Origin of the sequence: Streptomyces sp. YS415 (assembly GCF_023544665.1) — a bacterium.
In the GTDB taxonomy this organism is placed as follows: Bacteria; Actinomycetota; Actinomycetes; order Streptomycetales; family Streptomycetaceae; genus Streptomyces.
On record NZ_JAMJFL010000001.1, the window covers coordinates 521,712 to 546,038 of the forward strand.

Annotated in this window: 23 protein-coding genes; 11 read left to right on the plus strand and 12 right to left on the minus strand. The window is 71.3% G+C overall.

The annotated features are described in order from the left end of the window. Window positions 1-35: 35 nt before the first annotated feature. The 5 genes from M8H82_RS02390 to M8H82_RS02410 all read left to right on the plus strand — a co-directional run bounded on the left by M8H82_RS02390 (window position 36) and on the right by M8H82_RS02410 (window position 5,884). On the plus strand, window positions 36-1,052 hold the full coding sequence (locus M8H82_RS02390) for a polysaccharide lyase family 1 protein (RefSeq protein WP_250070597.1): 1,017 nt from the start codon (window positions 36-38) through the stop codon (window positions 1,050-1,052). Between the two features lie 47 nt (window positions 1,053-1,099). Further along, window positions 1,100-2,443, plus strand: coding sequence for a sugar ABC transporter substrate-binding protein (locus M8H82_RS02395; RefSeq protein WP_250070598.1), 1,344 nt, complete (start codon window positions 1,100-1,102; stop codon window positions 2,441-2,443). Window positions 2,444-2,550: 107 nt separating this feature from the next. Continuing rightward, window positions 2,551-3,339: a rhamnogalacturonan acetylesterase gene (locus tag M8H82_RS02400; RefSeq protein WP_250070599.1), complete on the plus strand. Its 789-nt coding sequence runs from the start codon at window positions 2,551-2,553 to the stop codon at window positions 3,337-3,339. 35 nt (window positions 3,340-3,374) lie between these two features. After that, window positions 3,375-4,691: a polysaccharide lyase family 1 protein gene (locus M8H82_RS02405; protein WP_250070600.1), complete on the plus strand. Its 1,317-nt coding sequence runs from the start codon at window positions 3,375-3,377 to the stop codon at window positions 4,689-4,691. Window positions 4,692-4,753: 62 nt separating this feature from the next. After that, on the plus strand, window positions 4,754-5,884 hold the full coding sequence (locus M8H82_RS02410) for a pectinesterase family protein (protein WP_250070601.1): 1,131 nt from the start codon (window positions 4,754-4,756) through the stop codon (window positions 5,882-5,884). A gap of 94 nt (window positions 5,885-5,978) precedes the next feature. Here the strand turns inward: M8H82_RS02410 and M8H82_RS02415 are convergent, their stop codons facing one another. From M8H82_RS02415 to M8H82_RS02425, 3 genes are all read right to left on the minus strand, one after another. After that, on the minus strand, window positions 5,979-6,809 hold the full coding sequence (locus tag M8H82_RS02415; RefSeq protein ID WP_250070603.1) for a pectate lyase: 831 nt from the start codon (window positions 6,807-6,809) through the stop codon (window positions 5,979-5,981). A gap of 81 nt (window positions 6,810-6,890) precedes the next feature. After that, the gene (locus M8H82_RS02420) at window positions 6,891-7,622 is read right to left on the minus strand and encodes a hypothetical protein (protein ID WP_250070604.1); all 732 of its coding nucleotides are present in this window, start codon (window positions 7,620-7,622) and stop codon (window positions 6,891-6,893) included. After that, window positions 7,619-8,182 (minus strand): SigE family RNA polymerase sigma factor, encoded by a 564-nt coding sequence (locus M8H82_RS02425; RefSeq protein ID WP_250070605.1) that lies wholly within the window; start codon window positions 8,180-8,182, stop codon window positions 7,619-7,621. The genes M8H82_RS02420 and M8H82_RS02425 overlap by 4 nt, the downstream gene beginning before the upstream one ends. 182 nt (window positions 8,183-8,364) lie before the next feature. On the opposite strand from M8H82_RS02425, the gene M8H82_RS02430 reads away from it, so the two are divergent. Beyond that, the gene (locus tag M8H82_RS02430; RefSeq protein ID WP_250070606.1) at window positions 8,365-9,816 is read left to right on the plus strand and encodes an NCS2 family permease; all 1,452 of its coding nucleotides are present in this window, start codon (window positions 8,365-8,367) and stop codon (window positions 9,814-9,816) included. A gap of 10 nt (window positions 9,817-9,826) precedes the next feature. Here M8H82_RS02430 and M8H82_RS02435 read toward each other — a convergent pair whose 3' ends face one another. The 5 genes from M8H82_RS02435 to M8H82_RS02455 form a co-directional block, all read right to left on the minus strand. Next, window positions 9,827-11,278 carry a penicillin-binding protein 2 gene (locus M8H82_RS02435; RefSeq protein WP_250070607.1) on the minus strand — a complete coding sequence of 484 codons (1,452 nt, stop codon included), beginning with the start codon at window positions 11,276-11,278 and terminating at the stop codon, window positions 9,827-9,829. Between the two features lie 55 nt (window positions 11,279-11,333). After that, window positions 11,334-11,984: a response regulator transcription factor gene (locus tag M8H82_RS02440; RefSeq protein WP_250070608.1), complete on the minus strand. Its 651-nt coding sequence runs from the start codon at window positions 11,982-11,984 to the stop codon at window positions 11,334-11,336. Next, window positions 11,981-13,234: a histidine kinase gene (locus M8H82_RS02445; RefSeq protein ID WP_250070609.1), complete on the minus strand. Its 1,254-nt coding sequence runs from the start codon at window positions 13,232-13,234 to the stop codon at window positions 11,981-11,983. Before M8H82_RS02445 ends, M8H82_RS02440 begins: the two co-directional genes overlap by 4 nt. Continuing rightward, window positions 13,231-14,214 carry a hypothetical protein gene (locus tag M8H82_RS02450; protein ID WP_250070610.1) on the minus strand — a complete coding sequence of 328 codons (984 nt, stop codon included), beginning with the start codon at window positions 14,212-14,214 and terminating at the stop codon, window positions 13,231-13,233. Before M8H82_RS02450 ends, M8H82_RS02445 begins: the two co-directional genes overlap by 4 nt. An 86-nt stretch (window positions 14,215-14,300) precedes the next feature. Then, window positions 14,301-15,074, minus strand: a complete 774-nt coding sequence (locus M8H82_RS02455; protein ID WP_250070611.1) for an IclR family transcriptional regulator — start codon at window positions 15,072-15,074, stop codon at window positions 14,301-14,303. Between the two features lie 133 nt (window positions 15,075-15,207). Here M8H82_RS02455 and M8H82_RS02460 point away from each other — a divergent pair, with 133 nt between their 5' ends. Together M8H82_RS02460 and M8H82_RS02465 are read left to right on the plus strand one after the other, a co-directional pair. Beyond that, window positions 15,208-16,737: an aldehyde dehydrogenase (NADP(+)) gene (locus M8H82_RS02460; protein WP_250070612.1), complete on the plus strand. Its 1,530-nt coding sequence runs from the start codon at window positions 15,208-15,210 to the stop codon at window positions 16,735-16,737. A 4-nt stretch (window positions 16,738-16,741) separates the two neighbouring features. Continuing rightward, a complete protein-coding gene (locus M8H82_RS02465; RefSeq protein WP_250070613.1) occupies window positions 16,742-17,350 on the plus strand; it encodes a DUF1349 domain-containing protein in 609 nt (202 codons plus the stop codon). On the opposite strand, the gene M8H82_RS02470 is transcribed toward M8H82_RS02465, so the two are convergent. Continuing rightward, complete coding sequence (locus tag M8H82_RS02470; protein WP_250070614.1) at window positions 17,253-18,689, minus strand: MFS transporter; 1,437 nt, start codon at window positions 18,687-18,689, stop codon at window positions 17,253-17,255. The two genes, M8H82_RS02465 and M8H82_RS02470, sit on opposite strands and share 98 nt — an antisense overlap. 70 nt (window positions 18,690-18,759) lie before the next feature. Between M8H82_RS02470 and M8H82_RS02475 the strand changes: the two genes are divergently transcribed. The 3 genes from M8H82_RS02475 (at window position 18,760) to M8H82_RS02485 (ending at window position 21,660) form a co-directional block, all read left to right on the plus strand. Continuing rightward, a complete protein-coding gene (locus M8H82_RS02475; protein ID WP_250070615.1) occupies window positions 18,760-19,731 on the plus strand; it encodes a GlxA family transcriptional regulator in 972 nt (323 codons plus the stop codon). A gap of 63 nt (window positions 19,732-19,794) precedes the next feature. After that, window positions 19,795-20,511 (plus strand): DsbA family oxidoreductase, encoded by a 717-nt coding sequence (locus M8H82_RS02480; RefSeq protein WP_250070616.1) that lies wholly within the window; start codon window positions 19,795-19,797, stop codon window positions 20,509-20,511. Between the two features lie 96 nt (window positions 20,512-20,607). Beyond that, on the plus strand, window positions 20,608-21,660 hold the full coding sequence (locus tag M8H82_RS02485) for an aminotransferase class V-fold PLP-dependent enzyme (RefSeq protein ID WP_250070617.1): 1,053 nt from the start codon (window positions 20,608-20,610) through the stop codon (window positions 21,658-21,660). A 73-nt stretch (window positions 21,661-21,733) separates the two neighbouring features. Here the strand turns inward: M8H82_RS02485 and thpD are convergent, their stop codons facing one another. From thpD to ectB, 3 genes are read right to left on the minus strand one after another with little or no spacing between them, the layout of a single operon-like run. Next, window positions 21,734-22,618, minus strand: coding sequence for an ectoine hydroxylase (gene thpD, locus M8H82_RS02490; protein ID WP_250070618.1), 885 nt, complete (start codon window positions 22,616-22,618; stop codon window positions 21,734-21,736). Window positions 22,619-22,624: 6 nt separating this feature from the next. After that, window positions 22,625-23,029, minus strand: a complete 405-nt coding sequence (locus M8H82_RS02495; RefSeq protein ID WP_250070619.1) for an ectoine synthase — start codon at window positions 23,027-23,029, stop codon at window positions 22,625-22,627. Between the two features lie 19 nt (window positions 23,030-23,048). Further along, entirely contained in the window at window positions 23,049-24,320 is a 1,272-nt protein-coding gene (gene ectB, locus M8H82_RS02500; RefSeq protein WP_250070620.1) for a diaminobutyrate--2-oxoglutarate transaminase, read from the minus strand. Between the last annotated feature and the right edge of the window lie 7 nt (window positions 24,321-24,327).

Here is a 24,327-nt window from a genome sequence, read left to right on the forward strand (position 1 = left end):
TCCGAGGCAAGCGCTTGCCAGGCGCGGGCAGAACCATGGCCGCCGTCCTGGGACTGGTCGCCGCCCTCGCCCTGGGGGCGGTCGGCGAGGCGGACGCCGGGTCCGCCCCCGACACGACGGCCGACCGCTTCGCCGACCGCCCGCACGGGTTCGCCTCCCTGGCGGGGGGCACCACCGGCGGCGCCGGCGGAAAGGTCGTCACGGTCACCGACCAGGCGGCGCTGGCCAGGTACGCGGCGGCGGCCGAGCCGTACGTCATCCGCATCGCGGGCACGGTCACCGCCGAGCCGTTCGGGGCGGTCATCGAGGTCGCCTCCGACAAGACGATCGTCGGGGTCGGCCGGAGCGGGGAGCTGGTCCAGGGCGAGCTCCGCCTCGGGCCCGGCACCCACAACGTGATCATCCGCAACCTGACGATCCGCGACTCGGCGGTCGAGGGCGACTGGGACTGCAAGGGCACCGACTTCGACGGCATCCAGATGGACACCGCCCACCACGTCTGGGTCGACCACAACCGCTTCTCGAACATCTGCGACGGGCAGCTCGACATCCGCAAGGACAGCGAGTACGTGACCGTCTCCTACAACCGCTTCGAGAACAACAACAAGACCTTCGGCCTGGGGTGGACCAGCAACCTCAGGACCCAGATCACCATCGACCACAACTGGTTCGCCCGCACCAAGCAGCGCAACCCGTCCGTGGACAACGCCGCTTACGCGCACCTGTACAACAACTACCTGACCGCGCAGGCGGATCCGGGCGACCCGGTGTGGACCTACGGCAACTGGTCCCGCGGCCGGACCCGGATGGTCATCGAGAACAGCTACTACCAGGACGTCCAGCACCCCTACCAGGCCGACGCCACCGCCGAGCTGGTGCAGCGCGGATCGATCCTGGAGAACACCACCGGACGCCACGACACCCGGGGCGCCGCCTTCGAACCGCGGGAGTTCTACGACTACCGCCTCGACCCCGCCGCCGCCGTGCCCGCGCTGGTGAAGCGCTTCTCGGGACCGCAGGAGCACCTCGGCCGGGCCCGCCCCACCCACTGACCCCCACCACCGCATGTCCCGCAGGATCCAGAAGAGAGAGCCGACCAATGAAGATCAGCATCCGTAGAAGCAGGCGCGCTGCCATAGCCGTCGCCCTGGGCTCCGTGCTCGCCCTGACCGCCACCGCCTGCGGCGACGACGGCAGTGGCAGCGGCGGGGACAAGGGATCCGAGGGCTCCGGCAAGGGCGAGATCGTCTTCTGGGACAACAACGGCGGTGTGCGCACCGACATCTGGAAGGAGATCATCACCGACTTCGAGAAGGCGAACCCGGACATCAAGGTCGAGTACGTCCCGATCGCCGCCACCGAGGTGCAGTCCAAGTACGACACCGCCATCCAGGGCGGCGGACTGCCCGACGTCGGCGGTGTCGGCGCCGCGATGCTCGCCGGGATCGCCGCACAGGACGCGCTGGAGCCCGTGGAGACCCGGCTCGCCGAGTCCGGCCTGAACGGCAAGCTCAACGAGGACATGGTCGAGTCGGTGAAGGTGGCCGGCGGCTCCGAGCAGCACATGTACTCCATCCCCACCTCCGCCAACAACGGCGTCCTGTACTACCGGACCGATTTGTTCAAGAAGGCGGGCCTGGAGGAGCCGACGACCTGGGACGCCTTCTACGAGGCCGCCGAGAAGCTCACGAACGTCGGCAAGAACCAGTTCGGGTACACCATCCGCGGCGGCGCGGGCTCGATCGCGCAGGCGCTGGACGCGATGTACGGGCAGAGCGGGATCACCTCGTTCTGGGACGGCGACAAGACCACCGTCAACGACCCCAAGAACGTGGAGGCGCTGGAGAAGTACGCGGGCCTCTACAAGAAGGTCACTCCGGCCGCCGACCTCAACAACGACTTCACCAAGATGGTCGCCCAGTGGGACTCCGGCACGATCGGCATGCTCAACCACAACCTGGGGTCCTACCAGGACCATGTGAAGGCGTTCGGGGTCGACAAGTTCCGGGGCATCCCGCAGCCGGTCGGCTCCTCCGGCAAGCGGGTCCAGGTGTCCAACCCGGTGGACGGGCTGGGGCTGTTCAAGAGCTCCAAGAACAAGGACGCGGCCTGGAAGTTCATCGAGTTCGCGGCGTCGCACGAGGCGAACTCGAAGTGGAACGAGTCGGCGGGCGCGATTCCGTCGAACACCGAGGCGGCGAAGGACGCGTGGATCAGTGAGGCGGAGCCCACGAAGCTGGCGGCTGCCTCGCTGAACGACGGATCCACGACCATCGTCCAGCTTCCCTACTACCTGCCGGACTGGAACACCATTTCCAAGGCGGACAACGAGCCGAACTTCCAGAAGGTGCTGCTCGGGAAGATGAGTGCGAAGGACTTCCTGGACACGCTGGCCGAGCAGCTGAACGAGGCGCAGGCCGAGTGGAACGAGCAGAAGTCCTAGCGGGTCGGGGGTTGTCCGTCGTGGGGGACTGCCGGCTGGTTGTGGCTGGTCGCGCAGTTCCCCGCGCCCCTGGGGAGTTCCACTTCCCTTGGCTGTAAGGAGATGGTGTGTCTCTGTCCCGTAGGCAGGTCGCCGGTGCCGTTGTCGCCGCCGTTCCGCTCACTTTCGGTACCGCCCAGGCCGGGGAGCGGCGCGGGCGTACGCTCTTCATCGCCGGGGATTCCACCGCCGCGCAGAAATACGCGGACGCCGCGCCCGAGACCGGGTGGGGAATGGCTCTTCCCTTCTTTCTCCACAAAGGGCTCGCGGTCGCCAATCACGCCGTGAACGGGCGCAGTTCGAAGAGTTTCGTCGACGAGGGCCGCCTCGATGCCGTGCTCGGGGCCATGCGGCCCGGGGACCTGCTGGTGATCCAGTTCGCGCACAACGACGAGAAGGTCACGGACCCGGCGCGCTGGACCGAGCCCTGGACGACGTACAAGGACTATCTGCGGCTGTACATCGAGGGTGCCCGTTCGCGGGGCGCCCGGCCCGTGCTCGCCACCGCCGTGGAGCGGCGGCGGTTCGACGCGCAGGGCAACGCCCAGGCCAGTCACGGCGACTACCCGGCTGCCATGCGCTCGCTCGCCGAGGAGGAGGGGGTCGCCCTGCTCGACCTCCAGGCGCGGTCGCTCGAGTTGTGGCAGTCGCTGGGGGCCGAGGAGACCAAGAAGTACTTCAACTGGACCGCCACCGAGCAGGACAACACCCACTTCAACCCGCCCGGGGCCATCGAGGTGGCGCGGCTCGTGGCGCGGGAGTCCCTGCGGACGCGGGTGCTGCGTCCGCAGGATCTGCGGCGGCTGGACGAGGTGATCCCGGAGTCCTGGATCACCTGGCCGGACGCCGGGGCCTGACCGTATCCCCACCGCTCAGAGAAGAGAGCCGCATCATGAACGCATACAAGTGGCATGGGCATGCCATGAAGAGAGCCGCCGTGCTGGCCGGCTGTGTCTCCCTCGTCCTCGGGGTCACCGCGGCCGGGACCGCCCAGGCGGGGCCGGCCCGTGATCTCGCGCGACAGGTGCTCCCCGCCGGGGACGGCTGGGCGTCCGAGGGCGCCGGGACCACCGGCGGGTCGGCCGCCGACGCCGCGCACGTCCACACCGTGACCACCTGGGCGGAGTTCAAGGCCGCCCTCGCGGACGGCGGCACCGGGCCCCGGATCATCAAGGTCAAGGGCATGCTCGACGCCGTCTCCGAGGGCTGTGACGCCCTCGCCGCCGAGGGGTACGACTTCCAGCAGTACCTCGCCGACTACGACCCCGCCGTATGGGGCCACGACACCCCGGTCAGCGGCGAGCAGGAGGACCTGCGGGCCGCCTCCGCCGCCAACCAGGACAGGATGATCAAAGCGAGCGTGCCGGCCGACACGACGATCGTGGGCGTCGGCCGGAACTCCGGGATCCGGGGCGGCAGCCTGCAGATCCGGGGCGTCGACAACGTGATCGTCCGGAACCTCACCATCGAGGCCCCGCTCGACTGCTTCCCGCAGTGGGACCCGACCGACGACAACAGGACCGGCGCCTGGAACTCCGAGTACGACGGTGTCGTCGTCTACGGCTCCACCCATGTGTGGATCGACCACAACACGCTCACCGACGGGCGCTACCCCGACAGCTCCCTGCCGGAGTACTTCGGCAAGGTCTACCAGCAGCACGACGGCCTGTTGGACGTGGTGCGCGGCGCCAACCACGTGACCGTGTCCTGGAACTCCTTCGAGGACCACGACAAGACCATGCTGATCGGCAACAGCGACGGCGCGGGCTCCACCGACGCCGGAAAGCTCAAGGTCACCCTGCACCACAACCGCTTCGAGGGCATCGTGGAGCGGGCGCCGCGCGTCCGATTCGGGCAGGTCGACTCGTACAACAACCACTTCGTGGTGACCGCCGGCCAGAAGTTCGGCTACGTCTTCGGCATCGGCGCCTCCTCCCAGTTGCACGCCACCCACAACGCCTTCTCGCTGGCGCCCGGGGTCAGCACCGGCAAGGTGCTGAAGAAGTGGAGCGAGGCGCCTCTCACCGCCGCGCACAACTACGTCAACGGCAAGCTCACCGACCTGATCGCCGTCCACAACGCGGAGATCCCCGGCGAGACCCTCCAGTCCGGGGCGGGATGGACGCCCACGCTGCGGACCCGGGTCGACCACCCCCGGGCGGTCCCGGGCATCGTCGACCACCGCGCGGGTGCCGGCCGCATCTGCTGACCCGCTGCGGGGACCGGGGCGGCCTCGCCCCGGCCCCCGTCCGCCTGTGAAGGAGCACCCGCATGCCCTCGCCCCACCTCCGACCCCCCTTCTCCAGAAGGGGATTCCTCCTGGCGAGCGCCGGAGCGAGCGCCGCCCTCGGGCTCGCCGCCGCCCCCGCACCGGCCGCCGCCGGCCACCGCCCGTTCGGCCGGTACGGCTCACCGGCCGCCCGCCTCACCCCGAGCACGCTCTACGTCGACCCGCACGGCCGCGGTGACGTCACCACCGTCCAGGCCGCCGTGAACGCCACCACCGGCAGCGGCTGGACCCTCGTCCTCGCACCCGGCACCTACCGGGAGACCGTGAGCGTCGACCCCACCCGCACCGAGATGACCTGGCTCGGCGCGGGCGACGGCCCCCGGGACGTCGTCATCGTCTACGACAACGCCGCCGGCACCCCGAAACCCGACGGCTCCGGCACCTACGGCACCACCGGATCGGCCACCACCACCGTGCGCGCCGACGGCTTCACCGCCCGCCGGATCACCTTTGCCAACGACTGGCTGCGCGCCGACCACCCCGGGACGAGCGGCACCCAGGCCGTCGCCATCAAGGTCACCGGCGACCGCTCCGCCTTCCACCACTGCCGCTTCCTCGGCCACCAGGACACCCTGTACGCCGACACCAACGCGCTGACCGTCTTCGCCCGGCAGTACTTCGCGCACTGCTACGCCGAGGGTGACGTCGACTTCGTCTTCGGCCGGGCGACGGCCGTCTTCGAGCACTGCCACTTCCGCACGCTGCCCCGCACCGACCTGGCCTCCGCGCCGTACGGCTTCGTCTTCGCGCCCTCGACGGCGGGCGCCAACCCGCGCGGCTACCTGGTCACCCGGAGCCGGATCACCAGCGAGGCCCCGGACGCCTTCTACAAGCTGGCCCGCCCCTGGGTGCCCAGCTCCGACCGCACCGCCCGTCCCATGCTGACCGTCCGGGACACCTGGCTCGGCCCCGGCATCGACGCGGCGGCGCCCTACGCGAACATGTCGGACGCCTACCCGTGGCAGGAGCAGCGGTTCGCCGAGTACCGCAACACCGGCCCCGGGGCGGAGATCACCCTGCCCGCCAACCGGCCCCAACTCACCCCCGAGGAGGCCGGGTCGGCGACCCGGGCGGCCTACCTGGGGGACTGGCGGCCGTGGAGCACGGACTGACCCACGGCGCCCACGAAGACGCCCCCGCCGGTCGTCACCGGCGGGGGCGTTCCTCTGCTGACCGAGGGGGGCTCAGGTCAGCAGGTCCTCGGGATTACTGGTACGTGATGTCAGACGCCGTGAAGCGGCACGACGTTGCGTCCGGGCCCACACCGAGCTGGGTCGGCTCGGCACCGGTGTTGTTGCCCTTGAAGCGGACACACGTCTTGATCTTCTTGGCGCTGTCGCCGTGGATGCGGACCTTGCGCAGCGCCGCCGTGTCCCCGTAGTTGGTGTTGATGCCGACGATGGAGTTCATCGGCGCGGTGACGTCCACGTCGTTGATGATGACCGTGCGCTTGTACTGCGTGGAGCAGTTGCCGCAACTACGCACCAGCTTACCGGAGTTGGCCACCTGGAACTTGCTCACGACCAGCTTGCCGGCACCGTTGAACTGCAGGACCTTGTCCGAGGCGTTCTTCGCGCCGCCGCCGTACACCGTGTACACGGAGGAGGCGGACTTGCCCTTGAAGGTCGCCGCGTCCTCGCCGACGTCCAGCCACCACACGTTCTGCAGCGTGCAGGAGCCCAGGCAGTGCACGCCGTCCGCGGCCGGGGTCCCGATGATCACGTTCTTCAGGACGGCGCCGTCGGCGAGCTGGAACACCGGGTCCTGGCCCTCGTCCTGGCTGTCGCCGCCGAGCGCGCCGCTGCCGTAGAACTTCTTGTAGCCGCCGTCGTAGGTGCCCGAGACCTTGATGGTGCCGGTCACGGCCTGGCTGCCCTTGGCCGTCGGCCAAGTGGACGCGGCTCCCGCGGTGGACAGCATCGTCGTGGTGACGATCGCCGCGCCGGTGATGCCGAGGGCGGAGGCTCCGGCGATCACCGCCCGTCGCCTGGTGACCTTGCGGCGGTGGCGGACGCGCTGTTCGGCTGGTGCAGTCATGCCCATTCCTTGCGTGGGAGGTGTCTTGCGCTCCTTGGTCGCCACCGGCCGGGAAAGGGTTGCCGCGGTTCCGGAAATTTTCTACGAGCGCGGCGCGAAGTCGCCCGCCACGGAGAACTCTTCGTCTCCCGCGCGGGCCGTCGCCGAGTAGCCGTCGTCCTTGGCGTCCCGGCCGCCGCGCGCATGGTCGTACTGTCCCGCGAACACCCACTCGCCCGGCGGGACGGTACGGCCGTCCCTGAGCCGCCAGGTGTAGACGAGGAAGCCGTCCCGCTCGGCGACCGTCAGCGCGAAGTCGTCCTCGGGCAGGGACCGCCAGGCACCGGTGGAGGTGACCCCGCCGGTCTGCGCGACCGTCAACTCGACTTCGAGGGCGGTGAGGTGGCGGCCGGTCTTCAAGGTCACATTGCTCTGTGCCCAGAACTCGTTGCTGTGCGGGTCGACCGAGCCGTCCGACCAGAACGGCCCGTCCTCCTCCGACGGCGTGGACGCGGGGGCGGACGTCGGACTGGACGTAGGAGTGGACGGGGGCGTGGGTGAAGTGGCCACCGTCCGCTGCGCGGTGTCCTCCTTCACGGCCGACGCCACCGCCCAACCGCCGGCGGCCAGCACCCCCGCGACCGCGGCCGTGGCACCGGCCACCCGCAGCCAGCCGAACACCGGCGGCCGGGCCGCCCGGCGCTCGGGACGGGCTTCCTCGGCCATGCCCCGTTCGATCCGGGCGAGGATGCGCTCGCGGTCCGGCTCGTGCGCCCCGGCCGCCTCCTGCAGCCGGGCGCGCAGCTCGTCGTGCACGTCCCGCCGCATCGTCATCGGTCCCTTCCCGCCGCGTCACCGGTACGCGCCATCGCCGCATGCATCCGCGGTGCCGCCCGGGGGCCGAGCAGTCGCTGGAGTTCCGCCATCCCCTTGGAGGTCTGGCTCTTCACCGTACCCACCGAGACACCGAGGGCCAGCGCGGTGTCCTTCTCCGAGAGGTCGAAGGCGTGCCGGAGCACCACACAGGCGCGTTTGCGGAACGGCAGTCTGCGCAGCGCCTCCTGCACATCGACCACGCCGGCCACGTCGGGGTTCTCGGTCCGCTCCTCGCGCTGCGACCAGAACAGCGCGATCCGGCGCCGCTCGCGCACCGCGCTGCGGATCCGGGTCCGGGCCAGGTTGGTGACCACGCCCCGGGCGTAGGCGACGGGGTGGTCGGCGGCGCGGACCCGGTCCCAGCGGTGCCACAGCGCCAGCAACGCGTCCGCCGCGAGATCGTCGGCGGCGTCCGCCTCGCCCGTCAGCAGATGGGCCAGGCGCGACAGTTCGGCGTAGTGGCGCTCGAAGAAGGCGTGGAACTCCACGGAGGCGGCGTCGTCGACGACCGTGCCCACCGCTACCCCTCCTGCCTCCGAGTGCGCTCCCACGTTCGTACGGAGCTTCGAACACTGTATGGCCTGCCGCACATGAGCAGGGCTGATTCCGTAACACGGGGAAAACCTGTGGCGGGTGCAACACGGGAACAATCCAGCCAGCATCCGCCCACCGATCATTCAGGTACCGAGGAGCCGCTGTCATGTCCGAGACCCACCAGGCCGTCGAGCGGCCGGAGGGCACGCCTCCCGCCCCGAGCGGCGTCGACCGCTTCTTCAAGATCTCCGAACGAGGATCCACGGTCGGCCGTGAGATACGCGGCGGCTTCGCCACGTTCTTCACCATGGCCTACATCCTTGTCCTGAATCCGATCATCCTCGGCAGCGCCAAGGACAAGTTCGGCGAGACCCTCGACCCGGTCCAGCTCACCACCGCCACCGCCCTGGTGGCCGCCGTCATGACGGTCATCATGGGCGTCGGCGGCAACCTCCCCCTGGCGCTCGCCGCGGGCCTCGGCCTGAACGCCGTCGTCGCCTTCCAGATCGCCCCGTTGATGAGCTGGGACGACGCGATGGGCCTCGTCGTCCTGGAGGGCCTGCTGATCTGCGTCCTGGTGGTCACCGGGCTGCGCGAGGCCGTCATGCACGCCATTCCGCAACCCCTCAAGCAGGCGATCAGCGTCGGCATCGGCCTGTTCATCGCCTTCATCGGCTTCGTCGACGCCGGGTTCGTCAGCCGGATCCCGGACGCGGCGAACACCACGGTTCCGGTGCAGCTCGGGGGCACCGGCAACCTCACCGGCTGGCCCATCCTCGTCTTCTGCCTCGGCGTGCTGCTGACGGTCGGGCTGCTCGCCCGCAAGGTCAAGGGCGCGATCCTGATCAGCATCGTGGTCATGACGCTCGTCGCGCTCGTCATCAACTCCCTGGCCGACGTCAAGAGCTGGGGCCTGACCACGCCCGAGTGGCCCGAAAAGCTCGTCGACGCCCCCGACTTCGGGCTGCTCGGACAGTTCAGCCTCTTCGGCGCGTTCGGCGAGACCACCGTCATCACCGTCGTACTGCTCGTCTTCACGCTGGTGCTGTCCGACTTCTTCGACACCATGGGCACGGTCGTCGGCATCAGCGCCGAGGCGAACCTGCTGGACGAGGAGGGCAAGGTCCCGGACCTCGGCCGGGTCCTGCTCATCGACGGCGCGGCGGCGGTCGCGGGCGGCGCGGCGTCCTCGTCCTCCGCGACCTCCTACATCGAGTCGGCGGCCGGCGTCGGCGAGGGCGCGCGCACGGGCTTCTCGAACCTCGTCACCGGCGGCCTCTTCGCCCTCGCCCTCTTCCTGACCCCGCTGCTCACCATCGTCCCGCTCCAGGCCGCGGCGCCCGCCCTGGTCGCGGTCGGGTTCCTGATGATGACGCAGGTCAAGCACATCGACTGGGACAAGTACGAGATCGCCATTCCGGCCTTCCTGACCATCGCGGTGATGCCGTTCACCTACTCCATCACCAACGGCATCGGGGCCGGCTTCATCGCCTACGTCGTCATCAAGGCGGTGCTGGGCAGGGCGAAGGAGGTCCACTGGCTGCTGTGGGGCACCTCGGCGCTGTTCCTCGTCTACTTCGCCATCGACCCCATCGAGCAGATCCTCGGCGTCAAGTAGCGGGCCCGCCTCAGTCCTCCAGCGCCGCCTGCATCATCGCCTTCGCCACCGGCGCCGCCAGCCCGTTGCCACTGACCTCGGAGCGGGCGGCGTCGGACTGCTCCACCAGCACCGCCACGGCGACCTGCCGGTCACCGTCGGTCGCGTACGAGGTGAACCAGGCGTACGGGATCTCGCTGTTGTTCTCGCCATGCTGGGCCGTACCCGTCTTGCCGCCCACCGTCGCGCCGGAGATCTGCGCGTTGCTGCCCGTGCCCTCGGAGACCACCGTCTCCATCGCCGACCGCAACTGCTCGGCAGTCGAGGCGCTCACGATCTCCTCGCTGTCCGGGTCGGAGCCGTAGTCCTGCAGAACGTCCCCGCCGCCGTCGGTCACCTGGGACACCATGTGCGGCGAGACCAGCTTGCCGCCGTTGGCGATGGCCGCCGACACCATGGCGATCTGCAGCGGCGTGGCCGTGACGTCGAACTGGCCGATACCCGTCAGCGCGGTCTGCGCCTCGTCCATGCCGGAGGGGTACACGCTGGCGTACGCCCGCACCGGCACGTCCTGCTCGGCGTCGTTGAAGCCGAACTTCTCGGCCATCGCCCGGACCTTGTCCTGGCCCAGGTCGTGGGCCATGTTCGCGAAGACGTTGTTGCAGGAGTACTGCAGCGCCACCCGGATCGTGGCGTTCTCGCAGGGCGCCGACTTGTTCTCGTTCTCCAGCACGGTGACCGTGCCGGGCAGCGTGTACGGGTCCGGGCTGTCCGTCCTCTCGTCGACCGAGGAGTACAGCCCGTCCTCCAGCGCGGCCGCCGCCACGACCAGCTTGAACGTCGAACCCGGCGCCACCGGCCGGCGCAGCGCGCGGTTGGTCAGCGGCTTGTCGGCGTCCTCGGTGAGCTTCTTCCAGGCCGCCCCGGCGGTGTTGGCGTCCGTCAGCGACGAGGGGTCGTACGACGGGGTCGACGCGACCGCCAGGATCCGGCCGGTGGCCGGGTCGAGCGCGACCGCCGCGCCCTTCTTGTCGCCGAGCGCGTCGTACGCCGCCCGCTGCACCTCGGGGTCGATCGTGGTGATCAGGTTGCCGGGCTCGGCCCGCTTGTCGGTGACCGTGTCCAGCACGGTCCGCAGCCGGCTGTCCGTGCCGTTGAGGACGTCCTGGTAGATGCCCTCCAGCTGGGTCGGCGCATACGCCTGCGAGGCATAGCCCGTCACCGCGGCGTACAGCTCGCCGTCGGTGTACGTGCGTCTGTACGCGAGGTCGCTGCCCTTCGCCCGCTCGGAGCCGGTGATCGCCTCCCCGGCCACGATGATGTTCCCGAGCGGGGCCGCGTACGTCTCGATCGCGTTCCGCCGGTTGTCCGTGTCGTCCGCGAGTGCCTGGCCCTCGTAGAACTGCACCCAGGTGGCCCTGGCCAGCAGAGCCAGCACCATGAGCAGTGTGAAGACCGATGCGCGCCTGATCGTCTTGTTCATTGCAACGGTAGGGACGAGCGAAGCGGGACGGATCGTTCCCGGGCGGTGGCTTTTCTCATCGGGGATTCATGAAGCCGGCCTCGTACGCCGCGATCACCGCCTGGGTGCGGTCCCGGGTGCCGGTCTTCGCCAGGACGGCCGCCACATGCGACTTCACGGTGGCCGGACCGACCGCCATGCGCTCGGCGATCTCCGCGTTGGTCAGGCCGCCCGCCATCAGCCGCAGCACCTCGCTCTCCCGGCCGGTGAGCCGCGCCACCCACGGCGGCGGCGCCGGGTACGCGCGCGCGTGCTCGGCCGCGAGGGTGCGCAGGGCCGCCGGGAACAGCAGGGTGTCGCTGCGCGCGACCAGCCGTACCGTCTGCACCAGCGCGTCGGCGTCGGACCGCTTGAGCAGGAACCCGGCGGCTCCGGCGCGCAGGGCGTCGTAGACGTAGGAGTCGTTCTCGAAGGTGGTGACCACGACGATCCTGGGCGGCTCGGCGAGCGTGGCGAGGATCTGCTCGGTGGCGCGGATGCCGTCCAGTTCCGGCATCCGGACGTCCATCAGCACGACGTCCGGGGTCCGCTCCCGGACCACGGACACCGCCTCGGCGCCGGTCGCCGCCTCGCCGACGACCTCCATGTCCGGCTCGGCGGAGAGGATGGCGCGCAGGGCGGTGCGGACCATGAGTTCGTCGTCGGCGAGGACGACACGGATCGTCATGCGGGTCCTTTCAGGGGCAGTCCTACGTGCAGTCGCCACACCCCGTGCACGGCGCCCGCCTCCGCCGTCCCGCCGAGCAGCCGGGCCCGGTCGGCGATGCCGCGCAGACCGTGCCCGCCGCCGGGACGGCAGGCGGGGGCAGGAGCGGACGGGACGGGATTCTCCACGGTGATCTCCAGGTGCCCGCCGGTCACCGCGATCCGCAGCAGCACGGGCCTGCCCGCGTGCTTGAGGGCGTTGCTCAGTCCCTCCTGCACGATGCGGTAGGCCTCGCGGGACAGGACGGGCGGCAGGCGTTCGGGGTCGGCGTCGATCGTCGCGGTCACCCGCAGCCCGCCCGCCCTCGTGCGGTGCAGCAGTCCGTCCAGGTCGGCGGCGAGGGTCGGCGCGGGTGCCGTACCGGGCGCGTCGCCTTCGCGCAGCACCCCGAGGACGGCGTCGAGTTCACCCACCGTGCGCCGGGTGGTCTCCTCGATCGCGGCCAGCGCCGTACGGACGAACTCCGGGTCGCGGTCGAGCAGTCGGCGGGCCGCGCTCGCCTGGAGGGTCACCGCGCTCAGGGCGTGACCGACGGAATCGTGCAGCTCGCGGGCGAGCCGGTTGCGTACGGCGAGATCGGCGGCGCGCGCCTCGGCCGCCGCGAGCCGGTCCTCGGGCGTGGGCCCGAGCAGCGCCGGAGCCCACCGGGCGAGCAGGGCGCCCGCGACGGCCGCGCAGGCGGCGAGCGCGAGCAGACAGGCGGCGCCCGCGACCGGCATCAGCGCCAGCACCCAGCCCCGGTCCAGGGCCTCGGGCAGTCCGAGCAGATCGTCCCGGAACACGGCGACGGCCGGCAGGGCGATGAGCATGGCGGCGAACGGCGGCAGCGCCAGCGACATCCCCGAGATGATCCCGCCGAGGCCGAGGTGCAGCGTGAACCAGGCCGCCGTGCGCCCCTTGGCGGCCCGGCCGTGCGCGGGGGAGGAGGAGAGCCGGTCCGCGCCGACCCCGCACAGCGAGCGCACCGCGCCCGCCTCCAGCGAACGGGTCAGCGGGAACAGCGCCGCGGTGAGCGCGGCCAGCGGCAGCGCGACCGCGAACGACAGGAGCTGCGCGAGGAGATCGGCGAAGACGTAACGGGCGTGCACGGCCGGTCCGACGATCAGCTGGCCGACGAAGACGTACGGCATGGCGAGCGCGCCGCCGAGGATCAGATGGATCCACCGCCGGCGCGTCCGCCGCCCGAGCAGGAACCGGGCGAGCTCCCTCACGTGCGGCGCCGGGGGAGGACGGCGGACCGCTGCGCGAGGAAGTGGGCGCCCACGGCGGCCACCAGGATGCCGGTGAGCATCCGGCCGGCGTGGGCGAGGTGCATCCACCCGGTCGCGGTCCCGGGATCGACCAGGGAGGCGAGGCTGAGCCATGCTCCCCAGCAGGCCGCGACGCCGGACCCGACCCAGGCCAGGGCGAGCGGGACGCGCACGGGCAGCACCGGGACGCGCCGGAAGGCGAGCGCCAGGGCGCCGCCCACGGCCGCGAGGAGGAAGAGGGCGTCCAGTGCCTGAAGGACATGGACGTCGGTGGTGCGGGCGTCGTTCAGTCCGGCGGTGACCCCGCCCGCCCACAGCAGGTGCAGGGTGAGCGGGCCCAGGGCGACCACGGCGGCCGTCACCGCGCCGACGCGCTGGACCGTGCTCCCGGAGGCGCGGGGCAGCTCCCACACCCGGCCCCGCCACAGGTGGCCCCAGCGGTCACGGGCGTACAGCGCGAACAGGGTGCCGAGCGCCAGCCCCTGCACGATGAAACCGCCGTACACCACCCCGAACACCCAGTCGTGGAGGAAGGGTTCGCCCCCGGTGTCGCCCGCGGAGTTCACGGTGCCGCCGAACAGCCTCACCAGGAGCTGCAGCGGGAACCCGGTCATGATCGGCGCGAGCAGCCCCGTGGCGACCCACACGGGCACCGCCAGCAGCCAGGCCGGTACCCGGAGCCCCCAGGGCCGGGTCAGCACCAGCGCGAGCACGATGACACAGGCGTCCATCAGCAGCGTGACGCCGTTGGCGACGGCCACCGCGGCCCGGTGCTCCAGCAGGGAGCTGCCCGCGGGGACCCCGATCTCGCTCCCGGCGAGCCAGGCGACCTTCAGCCCGAGGTAGGGCAGACAGGACACGATCGCGACCGCGCGCAGCAGCGCACGCCGGCCGGAGGGACCGAGGGCACCGGAGGGTTGGGCAAGCAGTGACTGCGTCATGCGTACACGCTCTCGCGGGAACGGCCCCCGGCACGTCCTGCCCGGCGATGATCCCGCTCCGCCTGACGGGGGAGAAGGGACTCGGCCTAGAGTCGGCGGGTGGCCAGGGTCAGCCGGTCGCGGGCGTCGAACAGGGCGTCCTTCACCATCTGTTCATGGGCCGGGGTCAGCCGGGCCACCGGGACCGAGCAGCTGATCGCGTCGCGGGCCGGGGTGCGGTAGGGGATCGCCACGCCGAAGCAGCGCAGGCCCAGCGTGTTCTCCTCGCGGTCCACGGCGAAGCCCTGCTCGCGGACCTGGTGGAGCTCCTCGATGAGCCGCTCGCGGTCCGTGATCGTGTTCTCGGTCAGCGCCGGCAGCGTCTCGGGGAGCATCTTGCGGACCTGCTCGTCGGTGTAGGTGCTGAGCAGCGCCTTGCCGAGGGAGGTCGAGTGGGCGGGCAACCGGCGGCCCACGCGGGTGAAGGGCCGCAGGTAGTGCTGGGACTGGCGGGTGGCCAGGTAGACCACGTTCGTGCCGTCCAGGCGCGCCAGGTGGATGGTCTCGGTGGTGTCGTCCGACAGCCGGTCCAGCGTCGGACGCGCCGCCGCGACCACCTCGTCGCCGTCGATGTACGACGTGCCGACCAGCAGCGCCCGCACCCCGATGCCGTACCGCGTGCCGGTCGCGTCGGTCTCCACCCAGCCCAGTTCCACCAGGGTCCGCAGCAGCATGTACAGGCTGGACTTGGGGTAGCCGACCGCCTCCTGGACCGCCGCGAGGGAGTGCATACCGGGGCGTCCGGCGAAGTACTCGAGCAGTTCAACCGTCCGTACGGCGGACTTGACCTGCGACCCGCCCCCCGTCTCGCCAGCCGACATCGCCCTTGACCCCTTCGTTCGGCGGGAAATAGTCTCGCACAGCATATTCACCATGCGGGACAGCGTTCAGTATATCGAACAACCCTGGTGAATGACCCCGTACTGCGGCAATACATGTGTGGAGGGACTCGCGGTGGCAGCAGCACCAGTCTGGAGTGTCGACCCCCGAACCGGGAAGCAGCGCGAGCAGGTTGCGGTGGAGGCCACAGCCCAGGAGGTGGACGCCGCCGTCCGCGCCGCGCAGGGGGCGCGCGGCGCCCTCGCCGACCGGACGGTCCGCGCGGCCTTCCTGCGCACGGCCGCGGACCGGCTCCAGGACGCCAAGGACCGGCTCGTCGAGGCCGCCGACGCCGAGACCGCGCTCGGCCCGGTCCGGCTGGCCGGCGAACTCGCCCGCACCTGCTACCAGCTGCGCGCCTTCGCGGACATCGTCGACGAGGGCGCCTTCCTGGACATCGTCATCAACCACCCCGACGACACCGCGACCCCGCCCGTCCCGGACCTGCGGCGCTACAAGGTGCCGCTCGGGGTCGTCGCCGTCTACTCCGCCTCCAACTTCCCCTTCGCCTTCTCGGTCGCAGGCGGCGACACGGCCAGCGCGCTCGGCGCCGGCTGCCCGGTGGTCGTCAAGGCCCACCCCGACCACCCGGCCCTGTCCGAGCTGGTCGCCCAGGTGCTGCGGGACGCCGCCGCCGAGCACGGCATCCCCGAGGGAGTCCTCGGCCTGGTCCACGGCTTCGAGGCGGGCGTCGAGCTGATCAAGCACCCGCTGGTCGCCGCGGCCGGCTTCACCGGGTCGGTACGCGGCGGGCGGGCCCTCTTCGACGCGGCGGCGGCGCGGCCGGTGCCGATCCCGTTCCACGGCGAGCTGGGCTCGCTGAACCCGGTGCTCGTCACGGAGGCCGCCGCGGCCGAGCGGCCGGACGCCATCGGTGCCGGGCTCGCGGGCTCGATGACCATGGGCGTCGGCCAGTTCTGCGTCAAGCCGGGACTGGTGCTCGCGCCGGCCGGTGACGCCGGGGACCAGTTGGTCAAGTCCCTCACGGACGCCGTGAGCGCCGTCGACGCCGGGGTCCTGCTCGACCACCGGATGCGCGACAACTTCGTCGCCGGGGTGGCCGAGCGCGCCGAACTCCCCGAGGTGACCGCCCCGGTGACCCCGGGAGCGGGCGGCGAGCACACGGTGAGCCCGGGCTTCCTGACCGTCCCGGCGGCCAGGCTGGCCGAGGAAGGGGCGCACGACCTGCTCCTGGAGGAGTGCTTCGGGCCCGTCACCGTCGTCGTGCGCTACACGGACGAGACCGAGGCCAAGGCGGTGCTGTCCCGGCTGCCCGGCAACCTGACGGCGACCGTCCACCTGTCGTCGGAGGAGGCCGCCGGTCAGGGCCGGGGTCCCGAACTCCTCGCGGAACTGACGCCGTTGGCGGGACGCGTGCTGGTCAACGGCTGGCCGACGGGCGTCGCCGTGGCCCCCGCCCAGCACCACGGCGGCCCCTACCCGGCCACGACCTCCACGTCGACCTCCGTGGGCGGTACGGCCATCGAGCGGTGGCTGCGCCCGGTCGCGTACCAGGGCGCGCCCGAGGCACTGCTGCCGCCGGAACTGAGGGACGACAATCAGCTGGGACTCCCGCGCAGGTTCAACGGACGTCTGGAACGCTAGGACGATGGAACTGGAACTCCCCGAACTGCCCTTCCCGCTGCGCACCTACGGCCCCGACGGCCACTGGTCCTACGAGGACGGGGTCCTCACCGGATGGGCCGGGGCCGGGCAGGACCGGTTCGTGCCGCCCACCGGCGAGGCGCTGGACCCGGCCGCCGACGCGCCCCGCCTGCTCGGGGCGCCCGAGGGGGAGTTCCAGCTCGTCGCCCGGGTGACCGTCGGGTTCGCCGGGGCCTTCGACGCCGGGGTGCTGTACGTCCACGTCGGCGAGCGGGCGTGGGCGAAGCTCTGCCTGGAGTACTCCCCGGACGTGCCCACCGTCTGCACGGTGGTCACCCGGGGACATTCCGACGACGCCAACTCCTTCACCGTGGACGGCAGTTCGGTCTGGCTCCGGGTCAGCCGCACCGGACGCGCCTTCGCCTTCCACGCCTCCCGCGACGGCGAACGCTGGACCTTCGTCCGGCTGTTCACGCTCGGCGACGAGAAGGAGACCGACGCGGCCCTCGTCGGCTTCATGACCCAGTCCCCGCTCGGCGAGGGCTGCGTCGTGACCTACGACCACATCGCGTTCCGGCCGGGCTGGCCGCGCGATCTGCGAGACGGAAGCTGAGCACGAAGGTCACCGCGAGCAGCGCCGCGCTGATCCCGACGGACAGCCGCATCCCGGTCACGAAACCGTCGGAGATCAGCGCCCCGAAGACCGCGATCCCGAGCGCTCCGGACACCTGACGGGCCGCGTTCAGGATGCCGGCCGTCAGCCCCGCCCGCTCCGCCGGCACGGCGTCCATCATCGCCGCGGTCAGCGGCGGCACCGTGAGCGCGCAGCCCAGCGCCATGGGGACCAGCAGCACCGCCAGCAGCCCCGGGGGCGTACCGGCGTCGACGCACAGCAGCAGGAGCAGCCCCGCCACGGCCAGGCCCTGGCCCAGCAGCATGGGCAGGCGGGTGCCGTGGCGGCTCGCGAGCTTGCCCGCGATCACGTTCGTCACCGCAATCAGACCGGTCATCGGCAGGAACAGCAGACCCGTGTGGAGCGCGCTCAGCCCCTGGACCTGCTGGAAGAAGAGCGAGAAGACGAAGACCATGCTGTAGAAGGCAACGCTGATCGCCGCTCCCGTGGCGACCGCCGAGGCCACCGTCCGGTCGCGGAAGAGGGCGAGCGGCACCACCGGATGCGGATGGCGCGCCTCGATCCGCAGGAACGCCGCGCCCGAGACCACGGCCACCCCCAGCGCGGCCCAGCCGACCGTCCCGCCCTCGATCACCGCGAACGCCAGCGAGGTCAGCGCCAGCACCGCCGTCACCTGGCCCGGCACGTCCAGCGGCGCCGGACGGCGCCCGGAGCGGGGGGCCCGGCGGAGCAGGGCCAGGATCAGCAGGCCCACCGGCAGGTTCACGAAGAAGATCCCCCGCCAGTCGAGGGCCGTCGTCAGCGCCCCGCCCGCCACCGGACCCAGCGCCACCGCCACCGAACCGCCCGCCGCCCACGCGGCCACCGCCCGGGCCCGCCCCGCCGTGTCGGGGTACGCCTGCCGCACCAGCGCCAGCGAGGCCGGGAGCACGACCGCCGCCGCCACCCCCTGCGCCACCCGCGCGCCGAGCAGCACCGGAAGGTTCGGGGCCAGACCGCAGGCGACCGAGGCCAGCGTGAACACCGCGGTCCCGAGGGCGTACGCCCGGCTCGCGCCCACCCGGTCGGAGAAGGCGCCGGTGGAGAGCATCAGCGCGGCGAAGGGCAGCGTGTACGCGTCCACCACCCACTGCAGTCCCGACATGCCGCTGCCGAAGGAGTCGCCGATGGCGGGCAGGGCGACGTTCACCACGGAGGCGTCGAGGCAGATCAGCCCGAAGCCGAGGAGAGCCGCGGTGAGGGTGAGCGCGGGAGAGGGCCGCCCGGGGTGCAACTCGGTGCCGGTGCCCGCCGTTTCGGCGGTCTGCTTCGTTGACATGCCCCCATGCTGCGGATCTTGGGCGGCGTACAGTAGTGGCCCGAATGCCATACGTCCGGAGGTTCTGGCCATGCACCGCGTCGCCGTCATCGCGCCCTTCCGGGTGTCGATGTTCAACCTCGCCATCCCGGAGCTGTTCTTCGAGCGGACCCGGGTCGACGGCGCGCCCGGGTACGAGGTGACCGTCTGCACCCCCGATCCGGGCGCGATCGTCACGACCGGCGGCCTGGACCTGCACGTCGGCCGGGGCCTGGAGGTCCTCGACGACGCCGACACCGTCCTCGTGGCCGGCACCGGGGAGCGGTTCGAGCCGGAGCCGCGCACCGTCGCCGCCGTCCGCCGGGCCGCGGCCGCCGGCAAGCGCGTCGCCTCCATCTGCAGCGGCGCCTTCGTGCTCGCCGAGGCCGGACTGCTCGACGGGCGCAGCGCCACCACGTACTGGCAGCTGACCCGGGAACTGCGCGAGCGGTACCCGGCGCTCGACGTGCAGGGCGACGTCCTGTACGTCCAGGACGGCCAGATCCTCACCGCGTCCGGCTACGCGGCCGGTATCGACATGTGCCTGCACATCATCCGCACCGACTACGGCGCCGCCGTCGCCAACGAGGTGGCCCGCCTCGCCCTGGTCGCGCCGGTACGGCCCGGCGGACAGACCCAGTTCACCCAGACCCCGCTGCCGCCCGAGCGCGGCACCGCCTGCGCCGACACCCGGGCCTGGGCCATGCGCAACCTCGACAAGCCGCTCACCCTCACCGACCTGGCCCGGCACGCGGGGGTGAGCGTGCGCACCCTCAGCCGCCGGTTCCACGCCGAGAGCGGGGTGAGCCCGCTGCAGTGGCTGCTCCACCAGCGCGTCGAGCGGGCCCGGGAACTGCTGGAGACCACCTCGCTGCCGATGGACCAGGTGGCCCGCGCCTGCGGCCTGGGCACCGCCGACTCGCTCCGCGCCCACGTGGTCCGCCGCACCGGACTGACCCCGAGCGCCTACCGGGCCCAGTTCAGCCGCCTCGGGACGGCCGCGGGAATGAACCCGGCCGCTTGAACGTTCACACATCTTCGCGGAGGGTGTCTCCGCGCCCGCCCGAACCGGAGAGAGCCGAGAACCATGCGCGTCGAGATCTGGAGCGACATCGCCTGCCCCTGGTGCTACGTGGGCAAGGCCCGCTTCGAGAAGGCGCTCGCGGCCTTCCCGCACCACGACCGGGTCGAGGTCGTGCACCGCTCCTTCGAGCTGGACCCGAACCGCGCCAAGGACGACACCGGCCCGGTCGTCCCGATGCTCGCGAAGAAGTACGGCATCAGCGAGGCGCAGGCCCAGGCCGCGGAGGACAACCTCGGCACCCAGGCCGCCGCCGAGGGCCTCGCCTACCGCACCCGGGACCGCGACCACGGCAGCACCTTCGACATGCACCGCCTGCTGCACTTCGCCAAGGCACAGGGCCGCCAGGGCGAGCTGATCCAGGCCCTGTACGAGGCGAACTTCGCCGAGGAGGCTTCTGTCTTCGGCGACGACGAGCGGCTCGTACGGATCGCCGTCGCCGCCGGTCTCGACGCGGACGGCGCCCGCACGGTGCTCGGGGACCCCACCGCCTACGCCGACGACGTCCGCGCCGACGAACGCGAGGCCGCCCGGCTCGGCGCGACCGGAGTGCCCTTCTTCGTCATCGACCGCACCTACGGCATCTCCGGCGCCCAGCCCGCCGAGGTCTTCGCCCAGGCCCTCACCCAGGCGTGGGGCGAGCGCTCCCCGCTGACCCTGATCGACCAGGGCGGGGCCGCCGAGGCCTGCGGTCCCGACGGGTGCGCGGTGCCGCAGAGCTGAAAGCCGCAGGTCGGGGCGGACCTATAAGGACCGCTTAGCGGAACCACGTAAATATTCGCAATGGACGGGGAGTTCCGGGGGCCGCAGAGTGGTCCCATGGAGACCTTCGAGAGCCTCGTCCGTGCCGAGTTCGCCCCGGAGCACACCTTCCTCAACACCGCGAGCAACGGCCTCCTGCCGGCCCGCACCGTCACCGCCGTACAGGAGGCCCTGCGGATGCGGGCCGAAGGACGGCCGATCGGCTCCCTCTACGAGGACGCCGAGCGGGTCCGGGCCGCGTTTGCCCGGCTGGCCGGGGTGCCGGTCGAGCGGGTCGCGATGGGCGCCTCGGTCGCCGAGTACGGCGGGCTGATCGCGGCCTCGCTGCCCGCCGGGGCCGAAGTCCTCACCGCCGAGGCGGACTTCTCGTCCCTGGTGAACCCCTTCCACATGCGCGGTGACCTCAAGGTGCGGGCGGTTCCGCTGGAGCGGATCGCCGAGTCGGTCCGGCCGGACACCGCGCTCGTCGCGGTCAGCGCCGTCCAGTCCGCCGACGGGCGCCTCGCCGATCTGGCCGCGGTGCGCGAGGCGGCCCGTACGCATGGCGCCCGGACCTATGTCGACGCCTCCCAGTCGGCGGGCTGGCTGCCGATGGAGGCCGGCTCGCACGACTTCCTCGCCGCCGTCGGCTTCAAGTGGCTGATGGGCCCGCACGGGAACGCCTTCCTCGTCGTCCCCGAGGACTTCGGCGGTCTGACCCCGCTGCTCGCCGGCTGGGTCGCGGGCGAGCTGCCCTGGGAGAGCTGCTACGGCCCGGTCGAGGAACTCGCCCACTCGGCACGCCGGTTCGACGTCAGCCCCTCGCTCCTCACCTACGCCGGCCTGGCCGCGTCCCTCTCCCTCATCGAGGAGCTCGGCGTCGACGCCGTGCACGCCCATGACGTCGCCCTCGCCGACCGCTTCCGCTCCGGCCTCGCCGACCTCGGCCACACCCCGATCCCGTCCCCGGGCTCGGCGATCGTCTCCGTCCCGGAACTCGGTGTCCGCCAGGCGGAGTTGAGCGAGTCCGGCATCGAGGTCTCCGACCGCGCGGGCAATCTGCGCGCCGCCTTCCACCTCTACAACACCACCACCGACGTGGACCGGCTGCTGACGGCTCTCTCGTCCTGACGGGTGCCACGGGCGACGCGGCCGCCTCCGGAACGTACCGGAGACGGCCGCGTGGCTGTGCTGCGGGGCGGGACTACTTCACCGGTGTGAAGTCCCGGGCGCCGATGAACTCCGGCCGCCGTACCGGAGCCGCGAACGGCTCGACCGCCTCGTTCTCCACGCTGTTGAACACGATGAAGACGTTGCTGCGCGGGAACGGTGTGATGTTGTCACCCGAGCCGTGCATGCAGTTGCAGTCGAACCAGGTCGCCGAACCGGCCCGGCCGGTGAACAGCCGGATGCCGTGCTGGGCGGCCAGCGAGGTCAGCGCCTCGTCCGAGGGCGTGCCCGCGTCCTGCATCTGCAGGGACTTCTTGTAGTTGTCCTTCGGCGTGGCCCCCGCGCAGCCGAGGAACGTCTTGTGCGACCCCGGCATGATCATGAGTCCGCCGTTGGTGTCGTAGTTCTCGGTCAGCGCGATCGAGACGGACACCGTGCGCATGTTCGGCAGGCCGTCCTCGGCGTGCCAGGTCTCGAAGTCCGAGTGCCAGTAGAAGCCGCTGGCGCCGAACCCGGGCTTGACGTTGATCCGGGACTGGTGGACGTACACGTCCGAGCCGAGCAGTTGCCGGGCCCGGCCGACGACCCGCTCGTCGCGTACCAGCCGGGCGAACACCTCGCTGATTCTGTGCACCTCGAAGACCGACCGGATCTCCTTGGTCTGCGGCTCGATGATCGAGCGTTCGTCGGCGCGGATGTCCGGGTCGGTGACCAGCCGCTCCAGCTCCTGCCGGTAGACGGCGACTTCGTCGTCGGTGATGAGCTGGTCGACGGCGAGGAAGCCGTCGCGCTCGTACGTCTCGAGGTCCGGGGCCGCGATCGGGCCCGGCGTGCCGGGCGGGGACCAGAGGACCGGGTCGCGGCGGGGGGTCATCACCTCGGTGGCGCCCCGGGTGGGGTACAGATCAGTCATCGTCATGATGCGTCACACCTCCTCGTCCTCGGTGAGCAGCGGATACACGCCGTTCTCGTCGTGGTCCTCCCGGCCGGTCACCGGCGGGTTGAAGACACAGATGCAGCGGAAGTCCTGCTTCACCCGCAGCGTGTGCCTCTCGTGGCCGTTCAGGAGGTACATGGTCCCGGGCGTGATCGAGTGGGTCAGCCCGGACTCGTGATCGGTCAGTTCGGCCTCGCCCTCGACGCAGACGACCGCCTCGATGTGGTTCGCGTACCACATCGACGTCTCCGTCCCCGCGTAGAGGATCGTCTCGTGCAGCGAGAAGCCGACCCGCTCCTTGGCGAGGACGATGCGTTTGCTCTCCCATGTGCCGGACGCGGCCTTCACATGCCGGTCGGTGCCTTCGATGTCCTTGAACGAACGGACGATCACGGTTCTGGACGCCTCCTGATCAGATGGTTTCTCGGACGGAACGGGCGAGGACGCTCAGGCCCTCGTCCAGTTCCTCGGGGGTGATGGTGAGGGCGGGCAGCAGCTTGACGACCTCGCTCTCGGGGCCGGACGTCTCGATGAGCAGCCCGAGTTCGAAGGCGCGCCGCGCGATGCGCTCGGCACGGGCCTTCTCGTGGAACTCCAGGCCCCACACCAGACCGCGGCCGCGGTACTCCTTCACATCGGCGAGGTTCTCCTCGGTGATGGAGATCAGCGCCTGCTCGACCTGCTCACCGCGGGCCCGGGTCTGCTTCTCCATCGCCGAGCCGTCGGCCCAGTAGGTCTCCAGGGCGGCGGTGGCGGTGACGAAGGCGGGGTTGTTGCCGCGGAAGGTGCCGTTGTGCTCGCCCGGCTCCCAGATGTCCAGCTCGGGCTTGAACAGGCAGAGCGACATGGGCAGTCCGTAGCCGCTGATGGACTTGGACACGGTGACGATGTCCGGCGTGATGCCCGCCTCCTCGAAGGAGAAGAAGGCACCGGTACGGCCGCACCCCATCTGGATGTCGTCCACGATCAGCAGCATGTCCTGGCGCTCGCACAGCTCGGCGAGCGCGCGCAGCCACTCCGTGCGGGCGACGTTGATGCCGCCCTCGCCCTGCACGGTCTCCACGATCACCGCGGCCGGCTTGTTGAGCCCGGAGCCCTGGTCCTCCAGGAGCCGCTCGAACCACAGGAAGTCGGGGACCTGGCCGTCGAAGTAGTTGTCGAACGGCATGGGCGTGCCGTGCACCAGCGGGATGCCCGCGCCGGCCCGCTTGAAGGCGTTGCCGGTGACGGCGAGCGAGCCCAGCGACATGCCGTGGAAGGCGTTGGTGAACGAGACGATGGCCTCGCGCCCCTTCACCTTCCGCGCCAGCTTCAGCGCGGACTCCACGGCGTTGGTGCCCGTCGGCCCCGGGAACATGACCTTGTACGGCAGGTCCCGCGGCCGCAGCACCAGGTCCTGGAAGGTCTGCAGGAAGGCCCGCTTGGCGGTGGTCGACATGTCGAGCCCGTGCGTGACGCCGTCGCGCTCCAGGTAGTCGAGCAGCGCCCGTTTCAGGACCGGGTTGTTGTGCCCGTAGTTGAGTGATCCGGCGCCGGCGAAGAAGTCCAGGTACTCGTGGCCGTCCTCGTCGTACATACGGCTGCCGCGCGCACGGTCGAAGACGGTGGGCCAGCCTCGGCAGTAGCTGCGCACCTCGGACTCCAGGGTCTGGAAGACGCTGAGGTCGGGCTGGGTGATGGTCACGACGAAT

Excerpts from the sequence above, each read along its gene's own strand:
- M8H82_RS02390 (WP_250070597.1), top strand. The coding sequence starts at position 36 with ATGGCCGCCGTCCTGGGACTGGTCGCCGCCCTCGCCCTGGGGGCGGTC.
- M8H82_RS02395 (WP_250070598.1), top strand. The coding sequence starts at position 1,100 with ATGAAGATCAGCATCCGTAGAAGCAGGCGCGCTGCCATAGCCGTCGCC.
- M8H82_RS02405 (WP_250070600.1), top strand. The coding sequence starts at position 3,375 with ATGAACGCATACAAGTGGCATGGGCATGCCATGAAGAGAGCCGCCGTG.
- M8H82_RS02410 (WP_250070601.1), top strand. The coding sequence starts at position 4,754 with ATGCCCTCGCCCCACCTCCGACCCCCCTTCTCCAGAAGGGGATTCCTC.
- M8H82_RS02415 (WP_250070603.1), bottom strand. The coding sequence starts at position 6,809 with ATGACTGCACCAGCCGAACAGCGCGTCCGCCACCGCCGCAAGGTCACC.
- M8H82_RS02420 (WP_250070604.1), bottom strand. The coding sequence starts at position 7,622 with ATGACGATGCGGCGGGACGTGCACGACGAGCTGCGCGCCCGGCTGCAG.
- M8H82_RS02430 (WP_250070606.1), top strand. The coding sequence starts at position 8,365 with ATGTCCGAGACCCACCAGGCCGTCGAGCGGCCGGAGGGCACGCCTCCC.
- M8H82_RS02435 (WP_250070607.1), bottom strand. The coding sequence starts at position 11,278 with ATGAACAAGACGATCAGGCGCGCATCGGTCTTCACACTGCTCATGGTG.
- M8H82_RS02440 (WP_250070608.1), bottom strand. The coding sequence starts at position 11,984 with ATGACGATCCGTGTCGTCCTCGCCGACGACGAACTCATGGTCCGCACC.
- M8H82_RS02450 (WP_250070610.1), bottom strand. The coding sequence starts at position 14,214 with ATGACGCAGTCACTGCTTGCCCAACCCTCCGGTGCCCTCGGTCCCTCC.
- M8H82_RS02455 (WP_250070611.1), bottom strand. The coding sequence starts at position 15,074 with ATGTCGGCTGGCGAGACGGGGGGCGGGTCGCAGGTCAAGTCCGCCGTA.
- M8H82_RS02465 (WP_250070613.1), top strand. The coding sequence starts at position 16,742 with ATGGAACTGGAACTCCCCGAACTGCCCTTCCCGCTGCGCACCTACGGC.
- M8H82_RS02470 (WP_250070614.1), bottom strand. The coding sequence starts at position 18,689 with ATGTCAACGAAGCAGACCGCCGAAACGGCGGGCACCGGCACCGAGTTG.
- M8H82_RS02475 (WP_250070615.1), top strand. The coding sequence starts at position 18,760 with ATGCACCGCGTCGCCGTCATCGCGCCCTTCCGGGTGTCGATGTTCAAC.
- M8H82_RS02480 (WP_250070616.1), top strand. The coding sequence starts at position 19,795 with ATGCGCGTCGAGATCTGGAGCGACATCGCCTGCCCCTGGTGCTACGTG.
- M8H82_RS02485 (WP_250070617.1), top strand. The coding sequence starts at position 20,608 with ATGGAGACCTTCGAGAGCCTCGTCCGTGCCGAGTTCGCCCCGGAGCAC.
- thpD (WP_250070618.1), bottom strand. The coding sequence starts at position 22,618 with ATGACGATGACTGATCTGTACCCCACCCGGGGCGCCACCGAGGTGATG.